Source organism: Pseudomonas sp. Nvir (assembly GCF_963778085.1).
GTDB lineage: Bacteria > Pseudomonadota > Gammaproteobacteria > Pseudomonadales > Pseudomonadaceae > Aquipseudomonas > Aquipseudomonas juntendi.
Map to the genome: position 1 here is coordinate 4,582,955 of NZ_OY970405.1, position 15,978 is coordinate 4,598,932.

Here is a 15,978-nt window from a genome sequence, read left to right on the forward strand (position 1 = left end):
CCATTTGCCAAATTGCCAGCAAGCCGTGTACAACCTGCTGTAGCAAATAAAAAACAGCACAGCCCAATGGGTAGAGACACGCCTTGCAACTTCTTTGCAGGCGGGCTGCTGTTTCCCCTCTTGGCTTTAGGCGACATTTACTTATAGTATTGCGCCTTTCCCTTTTTCGTCCGCCCCCGTGCGGCTTACGCCGCAGGTCACTCCCGTTGTCAAAAAAACCATACGGTCGACCTGCATACTGTTGCAGATAAGGTAGTCAATCATGAGCGCTAGGCACTTTCTCTCCCTGCTGGACTTCACCACCGACGAATTGCTCGGGGTGATCCGCCGCGGCATCGAGCTGAAGGACCTGCGCAAACGAGGCGTGCTGTTCGAGCCGCTGAAAAACCGCGTGCTGGGCATGATTTTCGAGAAGTCCTCGACCCGTACCCGTGTGTCGTTCGAAGCTGGCATGATCCAACTCGGCGGTCAGGCCATTTTCCTGTCGCCGCGCGATACCCAGCTGGGCCGTGGCGAGCCGATTGGCGACAGCGCCATCGTGTTGTCGAGCATGCTCGACGTGGTCATGATCCGCACCCATGCCCACAGCACCCTCACCGAATTCGCCGCCAACTCGCGCGTGCCGGTGATCAACGCGCTGTCCGACGAGTCGCACCCGTGCCAGTTGCTGGCCGACATGCAAACCTTCCTCGAACACCGCGGCACCATTCAAGGCAAGACCGTGGCCTGGATCGGCGACGGCTTCAACATGTGCAACTCCTACATCGAGGCCGCCAGGCAGTTTGACTTCCAGTTGCGTATCGCTTGCCCGGAAGGTTACGAGCCTGACCCACGCTTCATGGCCATTGGCGGTGACCACGTGCAAATCGTGCGCGACCCCAAGCAAGCCGTAAGCGGTGCCCACCTGGTGACCACGGACGTCTGGACTTCCATGGGCCAGGAGGAGGAAACTGCACGGCGCCTGGCGCACTTTGCGCCTTACCAGGTCACCCGCGAACTGCTCGACCTGGCGGCACCCGACGCCCTGTTCATGCACTGCCTGCCTGCCCACCGTGGCGAGGAAATCAGCCATGACCTGCTCGACGACCCGCGGTCCGTCGCCTGGGACCAGGCTGAAAATCGCCTGCATGCACAGAAGGCCCTCCTCGAATTCCTTGTCGAACCGGCTTACCACCACGCATGAGTCAACCCTTACTGCTCAACCTGCGCAACCTCGCCTGCGGCTACGGCGACCAGCGCATCGTCCAGAACCTCAACCTGCACCTGAACGCAGGCGACATCGGTTGCCTGCTGGGTTCATCGGGTTGCGGCAAAACCACCACCCTGCGCGCCATCGCCGGCTTCGAGCCGGTGCACGACGGCGAGGTCCAGCTGGCGGGCGAGGTAATTTCCCGAGCCGGTTTCACCCTGGCGCCGGAAAAGCGCCGCATCGGCATGGTATTCCAGGACTACGCGCTGTTCCCGCACCTGACCGTGGCGCAGAACATAGCCTTCGGCATTGCCAAGCACCCCCGCCAGGCGGCAGTCATCGAAGAAATGCTCGAGCTGGTCAAGCTGGCTGGCCTGGGCGGGCGTTACCCGCATGAGCTGTCTGGCGGCCAGCAGCAGCGGGTAGCGCTGGCCCGTGCACTGGCCCCCGAGCCACAGCTGCTACTGCTCGACGAGCCGTTCTCCAACCTCGACGTGGAACTGCGCCGGCGGCTGAGCCATGAGGTGCGTGACATTCTCAAAAGCCGCGGCACCAGTGCCGTTCTGGTGACCCATGACCAGGAGGAAGCGTTTGCCGTCAGCGACCAGGTCGGGGTGTTCAAGGAGGGCCGCCTGGAACAGTGGGACACACCCTACAATCTGTACCACGAGCCACAGACACCGTTCGTTGCCAGCTTCATCGGCCAGGGCTATTTCATTCGTGGCCAGATGGTCAGCCACGAAGCGGTCAGCACCGAACTGGGCGAGTTGCGGGGTAACCGCGCCTACATCATGGCCGCGGGCAGCTCGGTGGATGTGCTGCTACGCCCGGACGATATCGTGCATGCACCAGGCAGCCCCCTGCAGGCCAGAATAGTCGGCAAGAGCTTCCTCGGCGCCTCGACCCTGTACCGCCTGCAGTTGCCGACCGGCAGCCAGCTGGAAGCGATATTCCCCAGCCATGACGATCAGCAGGTAGGTGACGATGTCGGCATTGCGGTAAAGGCCGACCACCTGGTGCTGTTCCCGGCACCCGGTAGCGTTGCGGCGCAGTTGTCGCCCCTTGAGAATGGGGTTCGTCGCTACAGCTCGGCGACCTGATACAGGGTGCTGGGGCTGCACGGCAGCCCCAGCTTCTCAGCCTCTGCCAATGCCGGCAAATTTGCCCTGGGTATGCTCGGCCAGCACTGCGGCCGCCAACTCCACCTCGAGCCCTCGCCGTCCGGCACTGACATGGATGGTTGCAAAGTTCTGCGCCGAATCATCGATGAAGGTGCGCAAGCGTTTCTTTTGCCCCAGCGGGCTGATTCCACCCACCAGGTAGCCCGTAGCGCGCTGCGCCGCCGCCGGGTCGGCCATCTCGCACTTCTTCACCCCGGCAGCATGGGCCAGGGCCTTGAGGTCCAGGGTGCCTCCCACTGGCACCACCGCCACCAGCAACTCGCCTTTCTCGCTGCTCGCCAGCAACGTCTTGAATACCTGCTGCGGGTCCAGCCCAAGCTTCTCTGCCGCCTCCAGCCCATACGACGCCGACTTGGGGTCGTGTTCGTAACTGTGCACGCGATGCTCGGCACGATGCTTCTTCAACAGGTCTAGGGCGGGGGTCATGCTGGGGCTCCGGTCTGGGACGGCTCGGCGGCTACTTTAGGACAATTCCCACATGGCAGCCAGCGCACCGCAATCGCGCAGCTCTGGCACGGGCATCCGAAACCGATTTTAGCGGCCATTTCGTGACTGGTCGTTCACTTTCGACCTTTGACATCAGCGTTTCTTGTCTATATTTTTTCGTTTCTGAATACGTGGTGCACGTTAAAGGTGCACTTCCCTGCTCGGTGTCAATGGGGATGGACACCGAGCTTTGCTGTCGAGCGCCAAGCGCCTCACAACAAAAACAACGAGGTCATACATGACGACTGCTCTACGCCAGCCCACACTGTCCAGCCAATGCCTGGCCGAATTTCTCGGCACGGGCTTGCTGATATTCTTCGGCACCGGCTGCGTTGCCGCCCTCAAAGTCGCGGGCGCCAGCTTCGGCCTGTGGGAAATCAGTATCATCTGGGGTGTCGGGGTAAGCATGGCCATCTACCTCACCGCCGGCATTTCCGGCGCGCACCTGAACCCGGCCGTGAGCATCGCCCTCACCCTGTTCGCCGGTTTCGACAAGCGCAAGCTGCCCTTCTACATGCTGGCCCAGGTGTGCGGCGCATTCTGTGGTGCAGCACTGGTCTACACCCTGTACAGCAACCTGTTCTTCGATTTCGAACAGGCGCACGCCATGCTACGCGGAAGCGAAGCCAGCCTGGAGCTGGCGTCGGTGTTCTCCACTTACCCGCACCCCTCGCTCTCCACCGGCCAGGCCTTCCTGGTCGAAGTGGTGATCACCGCTATCCTGATGGCTGTGATCATGGCCCTGACCGACGACAACAATGGCCTGCCGCGCGGCGCCGTGGCGCCGCTGCTGATCGGCCTGCTGATCGCCGTGATTGGCAGCGCCATGGGCCCGCTGACCGGGTTCGCGATGAACCCGGCACGTGATTTCGGTCCAAAGCTCATGACATTCCTGGCGGGCTGGGGCGAAATTGCCTTTACCGGTGGGCGCAGCGTTCCTTACTTCCTGGTGCCGATCTTCGCGCCGATCGTTGGCGCCTGCGTGGGCGCCGCGGCCTATCGCGGCCTGATCGCCCGCAACCTGCCTGTTGCAACTGCCGAGCACCCTGAGACAAATGACAACCGCCAGGGCGATACTCAAGCCAGTTGATCGCGGCATCACACACAGCCCTGACCCCCTATTCTTGCAAGGCCTACGACCATGACAGACACCCAGGACAAGAACTACATCATCGCCCTGGACCAGGGCACCACCAGTTCGCGAGCGATCATTTTCGATCGTGACGCCAACGTGGTGGGTACCTCCCAGCGCGAGTTCGCCCAGCACTACCCGCAGGCGGGCTGGGTCGAACACGACCCGATGGAGATCTTCGCCACCCAAAGCGCGACCATGGTCGAAGCCTTGGCCCAAGCGGGCATCAGCCATGCGCAGGTTGCCGCGCTGGGCATCACCAACCAGCGCGAGACCACTGTTGTATGGGACAAGGAGACCGGGCGCCCGGTATACAACGCCATCGTCTGGCAGTGCCGCCGCAGCACCGAGATCTGCGCCCAGCTCAAGCGCGATGGCCATGAAGACTACATTCGCGAAGCCACGGGCCTGGTCACCGACCCGTACTTTTCCGGCACCAAGCTGAAATGGATCCTCGACAACGTTGAAGGCGCCCGTGAACGGGCCGAACGTGGCGAATTGCTGTTCGGCACCATCGATACCTGGCTGATCTGGAAATTTTCCGGTGGCAAGGTCCATGTCACCGACTACACCAATGCCTCGCGCACGCTGATGTTCAACATCCACAGCCTGCAGTGGGACGACAAACTGCTGGAGATCCTGGGCATCCCGCGGCAGATGCTGCCTAAGGTGCGGCCGTCGTCGGAAGTGTACGGCCACACCAAGAGCGGCATCGCCATCGCCGGTATCGCCGGTGACCAGCAGTCGGCCCTGTTCGGCCAGATGTGTGTGGCACCGGGCCAGGCCAAGAACACCTACGGCACCGGCTGCTTCCTGCTGATGAACACCGGCAGCCAGGCCGTGAAGTCTTCCCATGGCCTGCTCACCACCATTGCCTGCGGCCCACGGGGCGAAGTGGCCTATGCATTGGAAGGCGCCGTGTTCAATGGCGGCTCCACCGTGCAGTGGCTGCGTGACGAGCTGAAGATCGTCAACGACGCACTGGATACCGAGTACTTCGCCAGCAAGGTCAAGGACAGCAATGGCGTGTACCTGGTGCCGGCGTTTACCGGCCTGGGTGCACCGTACTGGGATCCCTATGCCCGTGGCGCGCTGTTTGGCCTGACCCGCGGCGTGAAGGTGGACCACATCATTCGTGCAGCCCTCGAGTCGATCGCCTACCAGACCCGCGACGTGCTCGACGCCATGCAACAGGACTGCGGCCAGCGCCTGTCCGAACTGCGCGTAGACGGTGGCGCAGTGGCCAACAACTTCCTCATGCAGTTCCAGGCAGACATCCTCGGCACCTGCGTGGAACGCCCGAAGATGCGTGAAACCACAGCCCTCGGCGCAGCATACCTGGCGGGCCTGGCCTGTGGCTTCTGGTGCGGCCTGGACGAGTTGCGCGACAAGGCCATCATCGAACGCGAGTTCAGCCCGCAACTGGATGAAGCGCAGAAAGAAAAGCTGTATGCCGGCTGGAAGAAGGCCGTCGATCGCACCCGCGATTGGGAAGATCACGACGCCTGAGGCACCCTCAGCGATGCCGCGGTCCCGCCATGGGATCGCGGATCGCGGTTCGCAGCCCGGGCCGATGCGTCATAGCCCACTGGCCGTAGTCTCCGTCCTACGGCATCATTGCAGAATTTGTCCGGCAGCCCCAAAGGACCGCCCATGAATCTGCCCCCACGCCAACAACAAATCCTAGAACTGGTGCGAGAGCGCGGTTATGTCAGTATCGAGGAAATGGCGCAGCTGTTCGTCGTGACGCCACAAACCATCCGCCGTGACATCAACCAGTTAGCCGAACTCAACCTGCTGCGCCGCTACCACGGGGGTGCCGCTTACGATTCGAGCGTCGAAAATACCGCCTACGCCATGCGTGCCGACCAGATGCGCGACGAGAAGCAACGCATCGCCGAGGCCGTGGCCAGGCAAATACCCGACCATGCCTCGGTGTTCATCAACATAGGTACCACCACCGAATCCATCGCCCGGGCCCTGCTCAATCACAACCACCTGAAAGTCATCACCAACAACCTGCATGTGGCCGCCATTCTCGCGGCCAAGGATGATTTCGAGGTGCTGGTGGCAGGCGGCACGGTGCGCCGCGATGGCGGCGTGGTCGGCCAGGCCAGCGTCGATTTCATCAACCAGTTCAAGGTCGATTTCGCCCTGGTAGGGATCAGTGGCATTGACGAGGACGGCAGCCTGCTCGACTTCGACTACCAGGAAGTGCGGGTATCCCAGGCCATCATCACCAATGCCCGCCAGGTCATCCTCGCCGCCGACTCCAGCAAGTTCGGGCGCAACGCCATGGTGCGCCTGGGTTCGATCAGCCTGGTGGATTGCCTGGTGACCGACCAGGCCCCCGCCCCCGCCCTGACTCAACTGCTCAACCAGTACAAGATCCGCATCGAAGTGGTGTAAACGCCCCACCGGCCGTCGGGCTGTAACGCCCTCAGATCGAGCGCTGCGCGATCTGCGGGCGGCTCGGTGCGCGAAGGGTTCAAGCGCATTTTCGTTAATGTTCATTTACTTGCCATGTGATCAGTTTTTTCTATGAAAACTGACTGGCAAGCGCCCTCCTGTTGCGCTAGTATTTTCGGAAACGAACATTAATGTTCATATTCGATATGAACAGTTTCAGGAGGCCTTGCCCGTGTCCCAGCCCGTTTCGTCCCAGCCAGCACTCGCCGACTGCTACGACATTGCCGTAATCGGCGGTGGCATCAATGGTGTCGGCATTGCCGCCGATGCCGCTGGCCGGGGCCTCAAGGTGTTCCTGTGCGAAAGGGACGACCTGGCCCAGCACACCTCATCGGCCAGCAGCAAACTGATCCACGGCGGCCTGCGCTACCTTGAGCACTACGAGTTTCGCCTGGTACGCGAAGCGCTGGCTGAACGTGAAGTGCTGCTGGCCAAGGCGCCACACATCGTCAAGCCCATGCGTTTCGTGCTGCCACACCGCCCGCACCTGCGCCCGGCCTGGATGATCCGCGCTGGCCTGTTCCTGTATGACCACCTGGGCAAGCGCAAGCGCCTGGGCGCCTCGCGCAGCCTGCGCTTTGGCCCGGGCTACCCGCTCAAACCGCAGATCACCCGCGGTTTCGAGTACGCCGACTGTGCAGTCGACGATGCCCGCCTGGTGGTGCTCAATGCCATGGCTGCCCGTGAACACGGCGCTCACATTCTGACCCGCACCCGCTGCCTGCGCGCCGAGCGTGTAGATGGCCTGTGGCAGGTAGACCTGCTGCATGCCGACGGCAAGCAACAGCGCATTCGGGCACGCGCCCTGGTCAATGCTGCCGGCCCTTGGGTGGCCAGTTTCATCAAGGACGACCTCAAGCTCGATGCGCCCTATGGCATTCGCCTGATCCAGGGCAGCCACCTGATCGTGCCGCGCCTGTATGAAGGCGAACACGCCTATATCCTGCAGAACGAAGACCAGCGCATTGTCTTCTGCATACCTTACCTGGAGCGCTTTACCCTGATCGGCACCACCGACCGGGAGTACAGCGGCGACCCGGCGAAAGTCGCCATTACCGACCAGGAAACCCAGTACCTGCTCAACGTGGTCAACGCCCATTTCAACCATCAGCTGAGCCAGGCCGACATCCTCAACACCTATTCCGGGGTACGTCCGCTGTGCAACGACGAGTCGGACAACCCGTCGGCCGTCACCCGCGACTACACGCTGGCGCTGTCGGCAGAGGTCGGTCAGGCCCCGCTGCTGTCAGTATTCGGCGGCAAACTGACTACCTACCGCAAGCTGGCCGAATCGGCGATGGCCGAGCTCAAGCCCTTCTTCAGCCAGATGCGCGGCAGCTGGACGGCCACCGCGCCCCTGCCGGGTGGCGAACACATGACCACCGCACAAGCGCTGCTGGAGCAACTGTTGGCCCGCCATGGCTGGCTGCCGGTGGATATCGCCAAACGCTGGGCGAACACCTATGGCAACCGTGTCTGGCAACTGCTCGACGGCGTGACTGGCCCGGATGACCTCGGCCAGGCCATTGGCGGTGGGCTATTCGCTCGCGAAGTCGACTACCTTTGCGAGGCTGAGTGGGCGACGACCGCCGACGACATCCTGTGGCGCCGCACCAAATTGGGCCTGTTCACTCATGCAGCAGAACGCCTGGCCCTGGAAAACTACCTGCAACAAACCCGAGTTGGGCTTGCCCAGGGCAACGCCGCGTGATGCGGCGCTGCTGCGCAGGCTCAAAGCCTGCTGTGCAGCTCCTGCGCCAGGGTTAGCAGCAAGCGTCGCTCGGCCTGCTCGTATTCGTACTTGAGGGCCTTGCAACGCAGGGCGAAGGTCCAGTCGTCGATCTGCCCCTGGCTTACCTGTCCTTCGAGGCTCTCCATCCGAACATTGAGCGGTTGCAGTACGTGCTCGAAGCGCGCCGGGTGGCGCTCGCGGGCATGGACCTCCCAGAACGGCCGCTGCGCCAGGGAGCCGATCACTTGCTCAGGTGTTTCGTTTGCCAGTATCTGGTCGCGAGCACGCAGCAGGTCGCTGCTGGTGACATGGGCAAACCCTGGGTAGTGCATCTCATCGTCCTCAAGGGGCAGGTCCAGGGGGCCACTCAGCTTGAGCCGGTAATATAGCCGCGTCTCGACCTCATACACGCCGACCGTACGCTGCGCACGCAGGCGCTCGATATGGCGCACGGCAAGCCGGTCGACTTCGTCCAGGCGCCAAAGCGAACGCCCCAGACGCCATAAACGCCCCTCCAGCCCCGCCGGCTCACCGCCTACCGCGCGCTCCACCATTACACTCAGTTCAAGCTGCTCCAACGTCAACAGCAGCCGGTCTTCACACGTCCTTGGGCCACCGGCTTCAGCGAACAGGCGCACACGCACAGCCTCATGTTGCTCGCAGAACTCCAGAATGCGCCAGATACGCGCGCGGTAACGCGCCGGCGCCAGGTCGAAATCTTCCGCCCCCGCGAAGTCCGCCAGAAACCGAAACAGGTCGGCGGCGCCACGCTCTGCGCCTAACGCGTCGTAGATGACGCGCCAGCGCATCCGTTGTTGTGCCTCGGCCGTACCGGCCAAGCGCTCGAACAAGGCGTCGGCCAGAGGCTGAGGTACACCCATAGCCCCAACCTGGGTTCCTGCAGCGAGCCCGCCCGGGCAAACAATCGGTTTTCCGACCGTAGCAACCAGGATAGTTCGGAAAACCGAACGAAAGCCCGAGGTAGACGCACTCCGCCAGGGCCCCGAGCGCCCGGACGATCAGGTTTTTTGCTCGTCAAACCCGTTTGGCACGACTCATGCTCTACACTCTTCAATCGAATGCACAGCGCTTCGCTGTATTCGTTGAACGAAAGAGTCCGCCAACGGCTCCATAAAAAAAACAAACACGTCGAGGAAAATTTGATGCGTATCGTTCGTCATCTGTTGGGCGCCACCATTGCCGCTGCGATCATTGCTTCGCCAGCCATGGCCGAAGAACTGACCGGCACCCTCAAGAAGATCAAGGACTCGGGCACCATCACCCTGGGCCACCGCGACTCTTCCATTCCATTTTCCTACCTGGCCGGCAAACCCGAGCCCGTGGGCTACTCGCATGACATTCAGCTGGCTGTCGTCGATGCCCTGAAAAAACAACTGGGTACGGACATCAAGGTCCGCTACAACCTGGTCACCTCGCAGACCCGTATCCCGCTGGTGCAAAACGGCACCGTCGACCTGGAATGCGGCTCCACCACCAACAACGTCGAGCGCCAGCAGCAAGTCGGCTTCTCGGTCGGCATCTTCGAAGTCGGTACCCGCCTGCTGACCAAGGTCAAGGACGGTCAACCTGCATACAAGGACTTCCCGGACCTGGCTGGCAAGAACGTGGTGACCACCGCTGGCACCACCTCTGAGCGCATTCTCAAGGCGATGAACGCCGACAAGCAGATGAAGATGAACGTGATTTCCGCCAAGGACCACGGTGAAGCCTTCAACATGCTAGAAAGCGGCCGCGCCGTAGCCTTCATGATGGACGACGCCCTGCTCGCCGGTGAAATGGCCAAGGCGCGCAAGCCGGCAGACTGGGTCATCACCGGTACCCCGCAGTCCTATGAAATCTACGGCTGCATGGTGCGCAAGGGTGACGAGGCGTTCAAGAAAGCGGTCGACGATGCCATCGTTGCCTATTTCAAGTCGGGCGAAGTCAACAAGAGCTACGACAAGTGGTTCCAGCAACCGATCCCGCCAAAAGGCCTGAACCTGCAGTTCCCGATGAGCGATGAGCTGAAGAAACTGATCGCCGAGCCTACCGACAAGGCCGCGGACGAGAAGAAGTCCTGATCCTCAGATAACGGCCTGGTGCTCGACAGCACGAATCAAACCCTGCAGGCCACTCATTAGTGTCTAACCTTTCATCCGAGGGCGCCCAGCGCCCCCGGATGTTCCAAGGTGCCCGTGAAACAACCGTCTGAGGGGAAATCCCGATGAATTACAACTGGGACTGGGGCGTGTTCTTCAAGTCCACCGGCGTGGGCAGCGAGACCTATCTCGACTGGTACATCACCGGCCTGGGCTGGACCATCGCCATCGCCATCTCCGCCTGGATCATCGCCTTGCTGCTGGGCTCGGTGCTCGGCGTCATGCGCACCGTGCCGAACCGCCTGGTATCGGGCATCGCCACCATCTACGTGGAGCTGTTCCGCAATGTGCCGCTGCTGGTGCAGCTGTTCATCTGGTACTTCCTGGTGCCAGACCTGCTGCCCGAAGGCCTGCAGGAATGGTTCAAGCAAGACCTCAACCCGACCACCTCGGCGCTGATCAGTGTGGTCATCTGCCTGGGCCTGTTCACTGCCGCCCGTGTCTGCGAGCAAGTGCGCACCGGCATCCAGGCGCTGCCGCGCGGCCAGGAATCCGCGGCCCGCGCCATGGGTTTCAGCCTGCCGCAGATCTACACCAACGTGCTGCTGCCCCAGGCCTACCGGATCATCATTCCGCCGCTCACCTCCGAATTTCTCAACGTGTTCAAGAATTCCTCGGTGGCATCGCTGATCGGCCTGATGGAGCTGCTGGCGCAAACCAAACAGACCGCCGAATTTTCCGCCAACCTGTTCGAGGCGTTCACCCTGGCCACGCTGATCTACTTCACCCTGAACATGGGGCTGATGCTGCTGATGCGCATGGTCGAGAAGAAAGTCGCCGTGCCTGGCCTGATTTCCGTGGGGGGCAAGTAAATGGACATGGATTTCAGCGAAATCATCCCGGCCCTGCCCGCCCTGTGGGAAGGCATGCTCATGACCTTGCAACTGATGGTCATGGGCGTGGTGGGCGGTATCGTGCTGGGCACCATCCTGGCGCTCATGCGGCTGTCATCGAGCAAGCTGCTGTCGCGGCTGGCCGGGGCCTACGTCAACTATTTCCGCTCGATCCCGCTGCTGCTGGTGATCACCTGGTTCTACCTGGCGGTACCGTTCGTACTGCGCTGGATCACCGGCGAGGACACCCCGGTGGGTGCCTTCACCTCGTGCGTGGTGGCGTTCATGATGTTCGAAGCCGCCTACTTCTGTGAAATCGTCCGCGCCGGTGTGCAGTCGATCTCCAAGGGCCAGATGGGCGCCGCCCAGGCCCTGGGCATGACCTACAGCCAGACCATGCGCCTGATCATCCTGCCGCAGGCGTTTCGCAAGATGACCCCGCTGTTGCTGCAGCAGAGCATCATCCTGTTCCAGGATACCTCGCTGGTCTACACCGTGGGCCTGGTGGACTTCCTCAACTCGGCACGCTCCAACGGCGACATCATTGGGCGCTCCCATGAGTTCCTGATCTTCGCCGGGGTCGTGTACTTCCTCATCAGCTTCTCCGCTTCGTGGCTGGTCAAGCGCCTGCAAAAAAGGATCACCGTATGATTTCCATCAAGAACGTCAACAAGTGGTACGGGGACTTCCAGGTACTGACCGACTGCAGCACCGAGGTCAAGAAAGGTGAAGTGGTGGTGGTGTGCGGCCCTTCGGGTTCGGGCAAGTCCACCCTGATCAAGTGCGTCAATGCCCTGGAGCCGTTCCAGAAGGGCGATATCGTGGTCGATGGCACCTCGATCGCCGACCCCAAGACCAACCTGCCGAAGCTGCGTTCGCGGGTGGGCATGGTGTTCCAGCACTTCGAACTGTTCCCCCACCTGAGCATCACCGAAAACCTGACCATCGCCCAGCGCAAGGTACTGGGCCGCAGTGAGGCGGAGGCCACCAAGAAAGGCCTGGCCCTGCTCGACCGCGTCGGCCTTGGCGCCCATGCCAAGAAGCACCCGGGCCAGCTGTCGGGTGGCCAGCAACAGCGCGTGGCCATTGCCCGTGCACTGTCGATGGACCCGATCGTCATGCTGTTCGACGAGCCGACCTCGGCGCTGGACCCGGAGATGGTCAACGAAGTACTGGACGTGATGGTGGAGCTTGCCCACGAGGGCATGACCATGATGTGCGTGACCCACGAAATGGGCTTCGCCCGCAAAGTGGCCAACCGCGTGATCTTCATGGACAAAGGCCACATCATCGAAGACTGCCAGAAGGAGGCGTTCTTCGGCGACCCGACTGCCCGCCACGAACGCACCCAGCACTTCCTCAGCAAGATCCTGCAACACTGATTTTGCTTCATTGAACCGGTCGGCGCCGCTGCCCAATCGGGCAGCAGGCGCTGGTCGTGACAAGGCCACTGTGATGAAATGCGATCCTTCGCTTCTTCTCCCTGCCAAGCCTGCCGTGAAATCCCGCCTGCTCCGCCAATTGCTGTTGCCACCACTGATCATTTTGCTGATGGTCGGCCTGGGTATGGCTGGCTACCTGATCAGCGAGAGCAACGGTATTCGCACCCTCAGCGAAAACGGTGAACGCCAGCTGGAGCTGCACGCGCGCACGGTCGAAAGCGAGATCAGCAAATACACCTACCTGCCGAGCCTGCTGGAGCTGGAAGACAGCGTCTCGCACCTGCTCACCGACCCGGATGGCGGTTCGCGCCAGGCGGTCAACGAATACCTCGAAGGCCTGAACCGGCGCAGCCGCAGCCGGGCAATTTTCGTGCTCGATACCAATGGCCGGGTCCAGGCCACCAGCAACTGGCGCGATGCCGATTCGTTCCTGGGCGAAGACCTGTCGTTCCGCGCCTATTTCCAGACTGCCGTACGCGGCGAACCTGGGCGCTTCTACGGCATCGGCAGCACCACGGGCGAGGCTGGCTACTACCTGGCCCACGGGCTCGAGGAACACGGCAAGATCATTGGCGTGGCGGTGATCAAGGTACGCCTGGATACCCTGGAAGAACGTTGGCAGCGGGCGCGCCTGGAGGCATTCGTCAGCGACGAGAACGGCATCATCATCCTTTCCAGCGACCCTGCCAGGCGCCTGAAGTCGGTACGCCCGCTGACCGCGCAAACCAAGGAACGGCTGGCGCGCAGCCTGCAGTATTACTGGTGGCCGTTGAACGAGTTGCAGCCCCTGGCCCGCGAGACCCTGGCCGATGGCGTGGAAAAACTGACCTTCCCCGCCAACAGCGAGACTGCCCACGGCGAGCCCCACGAAGTGGCCTACCTGGCCCAGACCCGCCGGCTGGTCGACACGCCCTGGCATTTCACCCTGCTCACCCCGCTGCAGGACCTGCGCCGCGAATCCATGGTCCAGGGCATTCTGGTGGGGGTCGCCTTCGCCCTGCTGGCCATCCTCGGCATCGCCTGGAACGAGCGGCGCAAAGTCATCGCCACCCGCCTGGCCGCACGCGAGGCGCTGGAGGAAGCCAACAGCCAGCTGGAGCGACGGATTACCGAACGCACCGCCGACCTGCGTGCCAGCAACGAACGCCTGAAAGGCCAGATTCGCGAGCGCCGGCACGCCGAACAAACGCTGCGCCACGCCCAGGACGAGCTGGTGCAGGCCGGCAAGCTGGCAGCCATCGGGCAGATGTCCACCAGCATCGCCCACGAGCTGAACCAGCCGCTGGCTGCCTTGCGTACGCTGTCTGGCAACACGGTGCGCTTCCTCGAACGCGGGGCGCTGGAAACCGCCAGCACCAACCTGCGCACCATGAACGACCTGATTGACCGCATGGGCCGCATCACTGCCAGCCTGCGCTCGTTCGCCCGGCGCAGCGACGACAGTGGCCAGGCTTCCCTGGCCAAGGCGATAGAAGCCACCTTGCAAGTACTGGGCAACCGCATCAGCGCCTGCCAATTGCAGCTGCACAACCACTACGAGGACCAGCAACTGGCCATCGACCAGACCCGCCTGGAGCAAATCCTGGTCAACCTGATCGGCAATGCCCTCGATGCCATGGCTGCGCAGCCACAGCCCGAACTGTGGCTGGAGGGCGAAGTGCAGGGCGACAAATACCGTTTGCAGGTGCGTGACAATGGCCACGGCATCGACGCCGAGGCGCGCAAGCACCTGTTTGAACCGTTCTTCACCACCAAACCGGGCGAACACGGCCTGGGCCTGGGCCTGACCCTGTCGGCGAGCCTTGCGGCTGCGGCCAAGGGCAGCCTCAACGTCGAGCACCCCGTCACCGGCGGGAGCGCCTTCGTCCTGGCCCTGCCCCTGGTTTCGCCCCCTAACGAATCGGCAGAGCACCCATGAACCAAGCGCCTCTTACCGTCCTGATCGTCGAAGACGACCCGCATGTGCTGCTCGGCTGCCAGCAGGCACTGGCCCTGGAGGACATCGCCTGCGAAGGTGTGGGCAGTGCCGAGCAGGCGCTGGAGCGCATCGGCGACGATTTCGCTGGTATCGTCGTCAGCGATATCCGCCTGCCCGGCATCGACGGCCTGGAGCTGCTCAACCGCCTCAAGGCCCGCGACCGCAGCCTGCCTGTGGTACTGATCACCGGCCACGGTGACATCGACATGGCCGTAGGCGCCATGCGCAATGGTGCCTACGACTTCATGGAGAAGCCGTTCTCCCCGGAACGCCTGGTCGACGTGGTGCGCCGCGCCCTGGAGCAACGGGGGCTGTCGCGCGAAGTGGTTGCCTTGCGCCGCCAGCTGGCCGAACAGAGCAGCCTGGAAGGCCGTATCATCGGCCGCTCGCCGGCCATGGAGCACCTGCGCGAGCTGATTGCCAATGTGGCCGACACCTCGGCCAACGTGCTCATCGAGGGCGAGACCGGCACCGGCAAGGAACTGGTCGCACGCTGCCTGCATGACTTCAGCCGTCGCCAGGGCCAGCCCTTCGTGGCGCTGAACTGTGGCGGCCTGCCGGAAAACCTGTTCGAGACCGAGATTTTTGGCCACGAGGCCAACGCCTTCACCGGTGCCGGCAAGCGCCGTATCGGCAAGATCGAACACGCCAATGGCGGCACGCTGTTCCTCGACGAGGTGGAGAGCATGCCGATCAACCTGCAGATCAAGCTGCTGCGCGTCTTGCAGGAGCGCACCCTGGAACGGTTGGGGTCGAACCAGAGCATTGCCGTGGATTGCCGGGTGATTGCGGCAACCAAGGCCGACCTCGATAGCCTGGGCCAGAGCGGTCAGTTCCGCAGCGACCTGTACTACCGGTTGAACGTGGTGACCCTGGAGCTGCCACCGCTGCGCGAGCGCCGCGAAGACATCTTGCAATTGTTCGAGCACTTCCTGCAGCAATCGGCCCTGCGCTTCGATCGGGAAACACCGACCCTGGACAGCCAGACCTTGTCCCGCCTCCTCGCCCACGACTGGCCAGGCAATGTGCGGGAACTGCGCAACGTGGCCGAACGCTACGCCCTGGGCCTGCCGGCGTTCAAGAAAGGGCCCAGCGGGGGGGCCAGCCAAGGCCTGGGCTTTGCCGAGGCGGTGGAGGCGTTCGAACGCAACCTGCTCAGCGATGCACTGCAACGCACCGGCGGCAACCTCAGCCAGGCCAGCCAGGAGCTGGGCATGGCCAAGACCACGCTGTTCGACAAGGTCAAAAAATACGGCCTCGGTTGACCTCAACAACGGTGTGAAGCGCCTACGGCGCGATTATTCGGGCCCCAGTGGGTGTGGGGCCAGCCGCAGGCGGTGCGGCGCTACGCCCAGTCGACAGCGTTGCCAACATGAG

14 protein-coding genes are annotated in these 15,978 nt (G+C 62.5%); 12 read left to right on the top strand and 2 right to left on the bottom strand.

The window, feature by feature from the left end; translation table 11 throughout:
- Positions 1–262: 262 nt before the first annotated feature.
- Together argF and AACG97_RS22110 are read left to right on the top strand one after the other, a co-directional pair.
- A complete protein-coding gene (argF, locus tag AACG97_RS22105) occupies positions 263–1,183 on the top strand; it encodes an ornithine carbamoyltransferase (RefSeq protein ID WP_009684553.1) in 921 nt (306 codons plus the stop codon).
- The gene (locus AACG97_RS22110; RefSeq protein ID WP_009684552.1) at positions 1,180–2,289 is read left to right on the top strand and encodes an ABC transporter ATP-binding protein; all 1,110 of its coding nucleotides are present in this window, start codon (positions 1,180–1,182) and stop codon (positions 2,287–2,289) included. The genes argF and AACG97_RS22110 overlap by 4 nt, the downstream gene beginning before the upstream one ends.
- Before the next feature lie 36 nt (positions 2,290–2,325).
- On the opposite strand, the gene ybaK is transcribed toward AACG97_RS22110, so the two are convergent.
- Complete coding sequence (gene ybaK / locus AACG97_RS22115; RefSeq protein WP_009684551.1) at positions 2,326–2,796, bottom strand: Cys-tRNA(Pro) deacylase; 471 nt, start codon at positions 2,794–2,796, stop codon at positions 2,326–2,328.
- Between the two features lie 298 nt (positions 2,797–3,094).
- On the opposite strand from ybaK, the gene AACG97_RS22120 reads away from it, so the two are divergent.
- From AACG97_RS22120 to glpD, 4 genes are all read left to right on the top strand, one after another.
- The gene (locus tag AACG97_RS22120; RefSeq protein ID WP_009684550.1) at positions 3,095–3,946 is read left to right on the top strand and encodes an MIP/aquaporin family protein; all 852 of its coding nucleotides are present in this window, start codon (positions 3,095–3,097) and stop codon (positions 3,944–3,946) included.
- Positions 3,947–3,997: 51 nt separating this feature from the next.
- Complete coding sequence (gene glpK, locus AACG97_RS22125; protein ID WP_009684549.1) at positions 3,998–5,497, top strand: glycerol kinase GlpK; 1,500 nt, start codon at positions 3,998–4,000, stop codon at positions 5,495–5,497.
- 144 nt (positions 5,498–5,641) lie between these two features.
- The gene (gene glpR / locus AACG97_RS22130) at positions 5,642–6,397 is read left to right on the top strand and encodes a DNA-binding transcriptional repressor GlpR (protein ID WP_009684548.1); all 756 of its coding nucleotides are present in this window, start codon (positions 5,642–5,644) and stop codon (positions 6,395–6,397) included.
- A gap of 232 nt (positions 6,398–6,629) precedes the next feature.
- Complete coding sequence (gene glpD / locus AACG97_RS22135) at positions 6,630–8,168, top strand: glycerol-3-phosphate dehydrogenase (protein ID WP_009684547.1); 1,539 nt, start codon at positions 6,630–6,632, stop codon at positions 8,166–8,168.
- A 20-nt stretch (positions 8,169–8,188) separates the two neighbouring features.
- On the opposite strand, the gene AACG97_RS22140 is transcribed toward glpD, so the two are convergent.
- Positions 8,189–9,070, bottom strand: a complete 882-nt coding sequence (locus AACG97_RS22140) for an NEL-type E3 ubiquitin ligase domain-containing protein (RefSeq protein WP_009684546.1) — start codon at positions 9,068–9,070, stop codon at positions 8,189–8,191.
- 282 nt (positions 9,071–9,352) lie between these two features.
- On the opposite strand from AACG97_RS22140, the gene AACG97_RS22145 reads away from it, so the two are divergent.
- The 6 genes from AACG97_RS22145 (at position 9,353) to AACG97_RS22170 (ending at position 15,866) form a co-directional block, all read left to right on the top strand.
- Entirely contained in the window at positions 9,353–10,270 is a 918-nt protein-coding gene (locus AACG97_RS22145) for a glutamate/aspartate ABC transporter substrate-binding protein (RefSeq protein WP_009684545.1), read from the top strand.
- 143 nt (positions 10,271–10,413) lie between these two features.
- The gene (locus tag AACG97_RS22150; protein WP_009684544.1) at positions 10,414–11,160 is read left to right on the top strand and encodes an amino acid ABC transporter permease; all 747 of its coding nucleotides are present in this window, start codon (positions 10,414–10,416) and stop codon (positions 11,158–11,160) included.
- A complete protein-coding gene (locus AACG97_RS22155; RefSeq protein ID WP_009684543.1) occupies positions 11,161–11,832 on the top strand; it encodes an amino acid ABC transporter permease in 672 nt (223 codons plus the stop codon).
- Complete coding sequence (locus AACG97_RS22160; protein ID WP_009684542.1) at positions 11,829–12,563, top strand: amino acid ABC transporter ATP-binding protein; 735 nt, start codon at positions 11,829–11,831, stop codon at positions 12,561–12,563. The genes AACG97_RS22155 and AACG97_RS22160 overlap by 4 nt, the downstream gene beginning before the upstream one ends.
- Before the next feature lie 73 nt (positions 12,564–12,636).
- Complete coding sequence (locus AACG97_RS22165) at positions 12,637–14,541, top strand: sensor histidine kinase (RefSeq protein ID WP_009684541.1); 1,905 nt, start codon at positions 12,637–12,639, stop codon at positions 14,539–14,541.
- Positions 14,538–15,866: a sigma-54-dependent transcriptional regulator gene (locus AACG97_RS22170; protein ID WP_009684540.1), complete on the top strand. Its 1,329-nt coding sequence runs from the start codon at positions 14,538–14,540 to the stop codon at positions 15,864–15,866. Before AACG97_RS22165 ends, AACG97_RS22170 begins: the two co-directional genes overlap by 4 nt.
- The last annotated feature ends 112 nt before the right edge of the window (positions 15,867–15,978 follow it).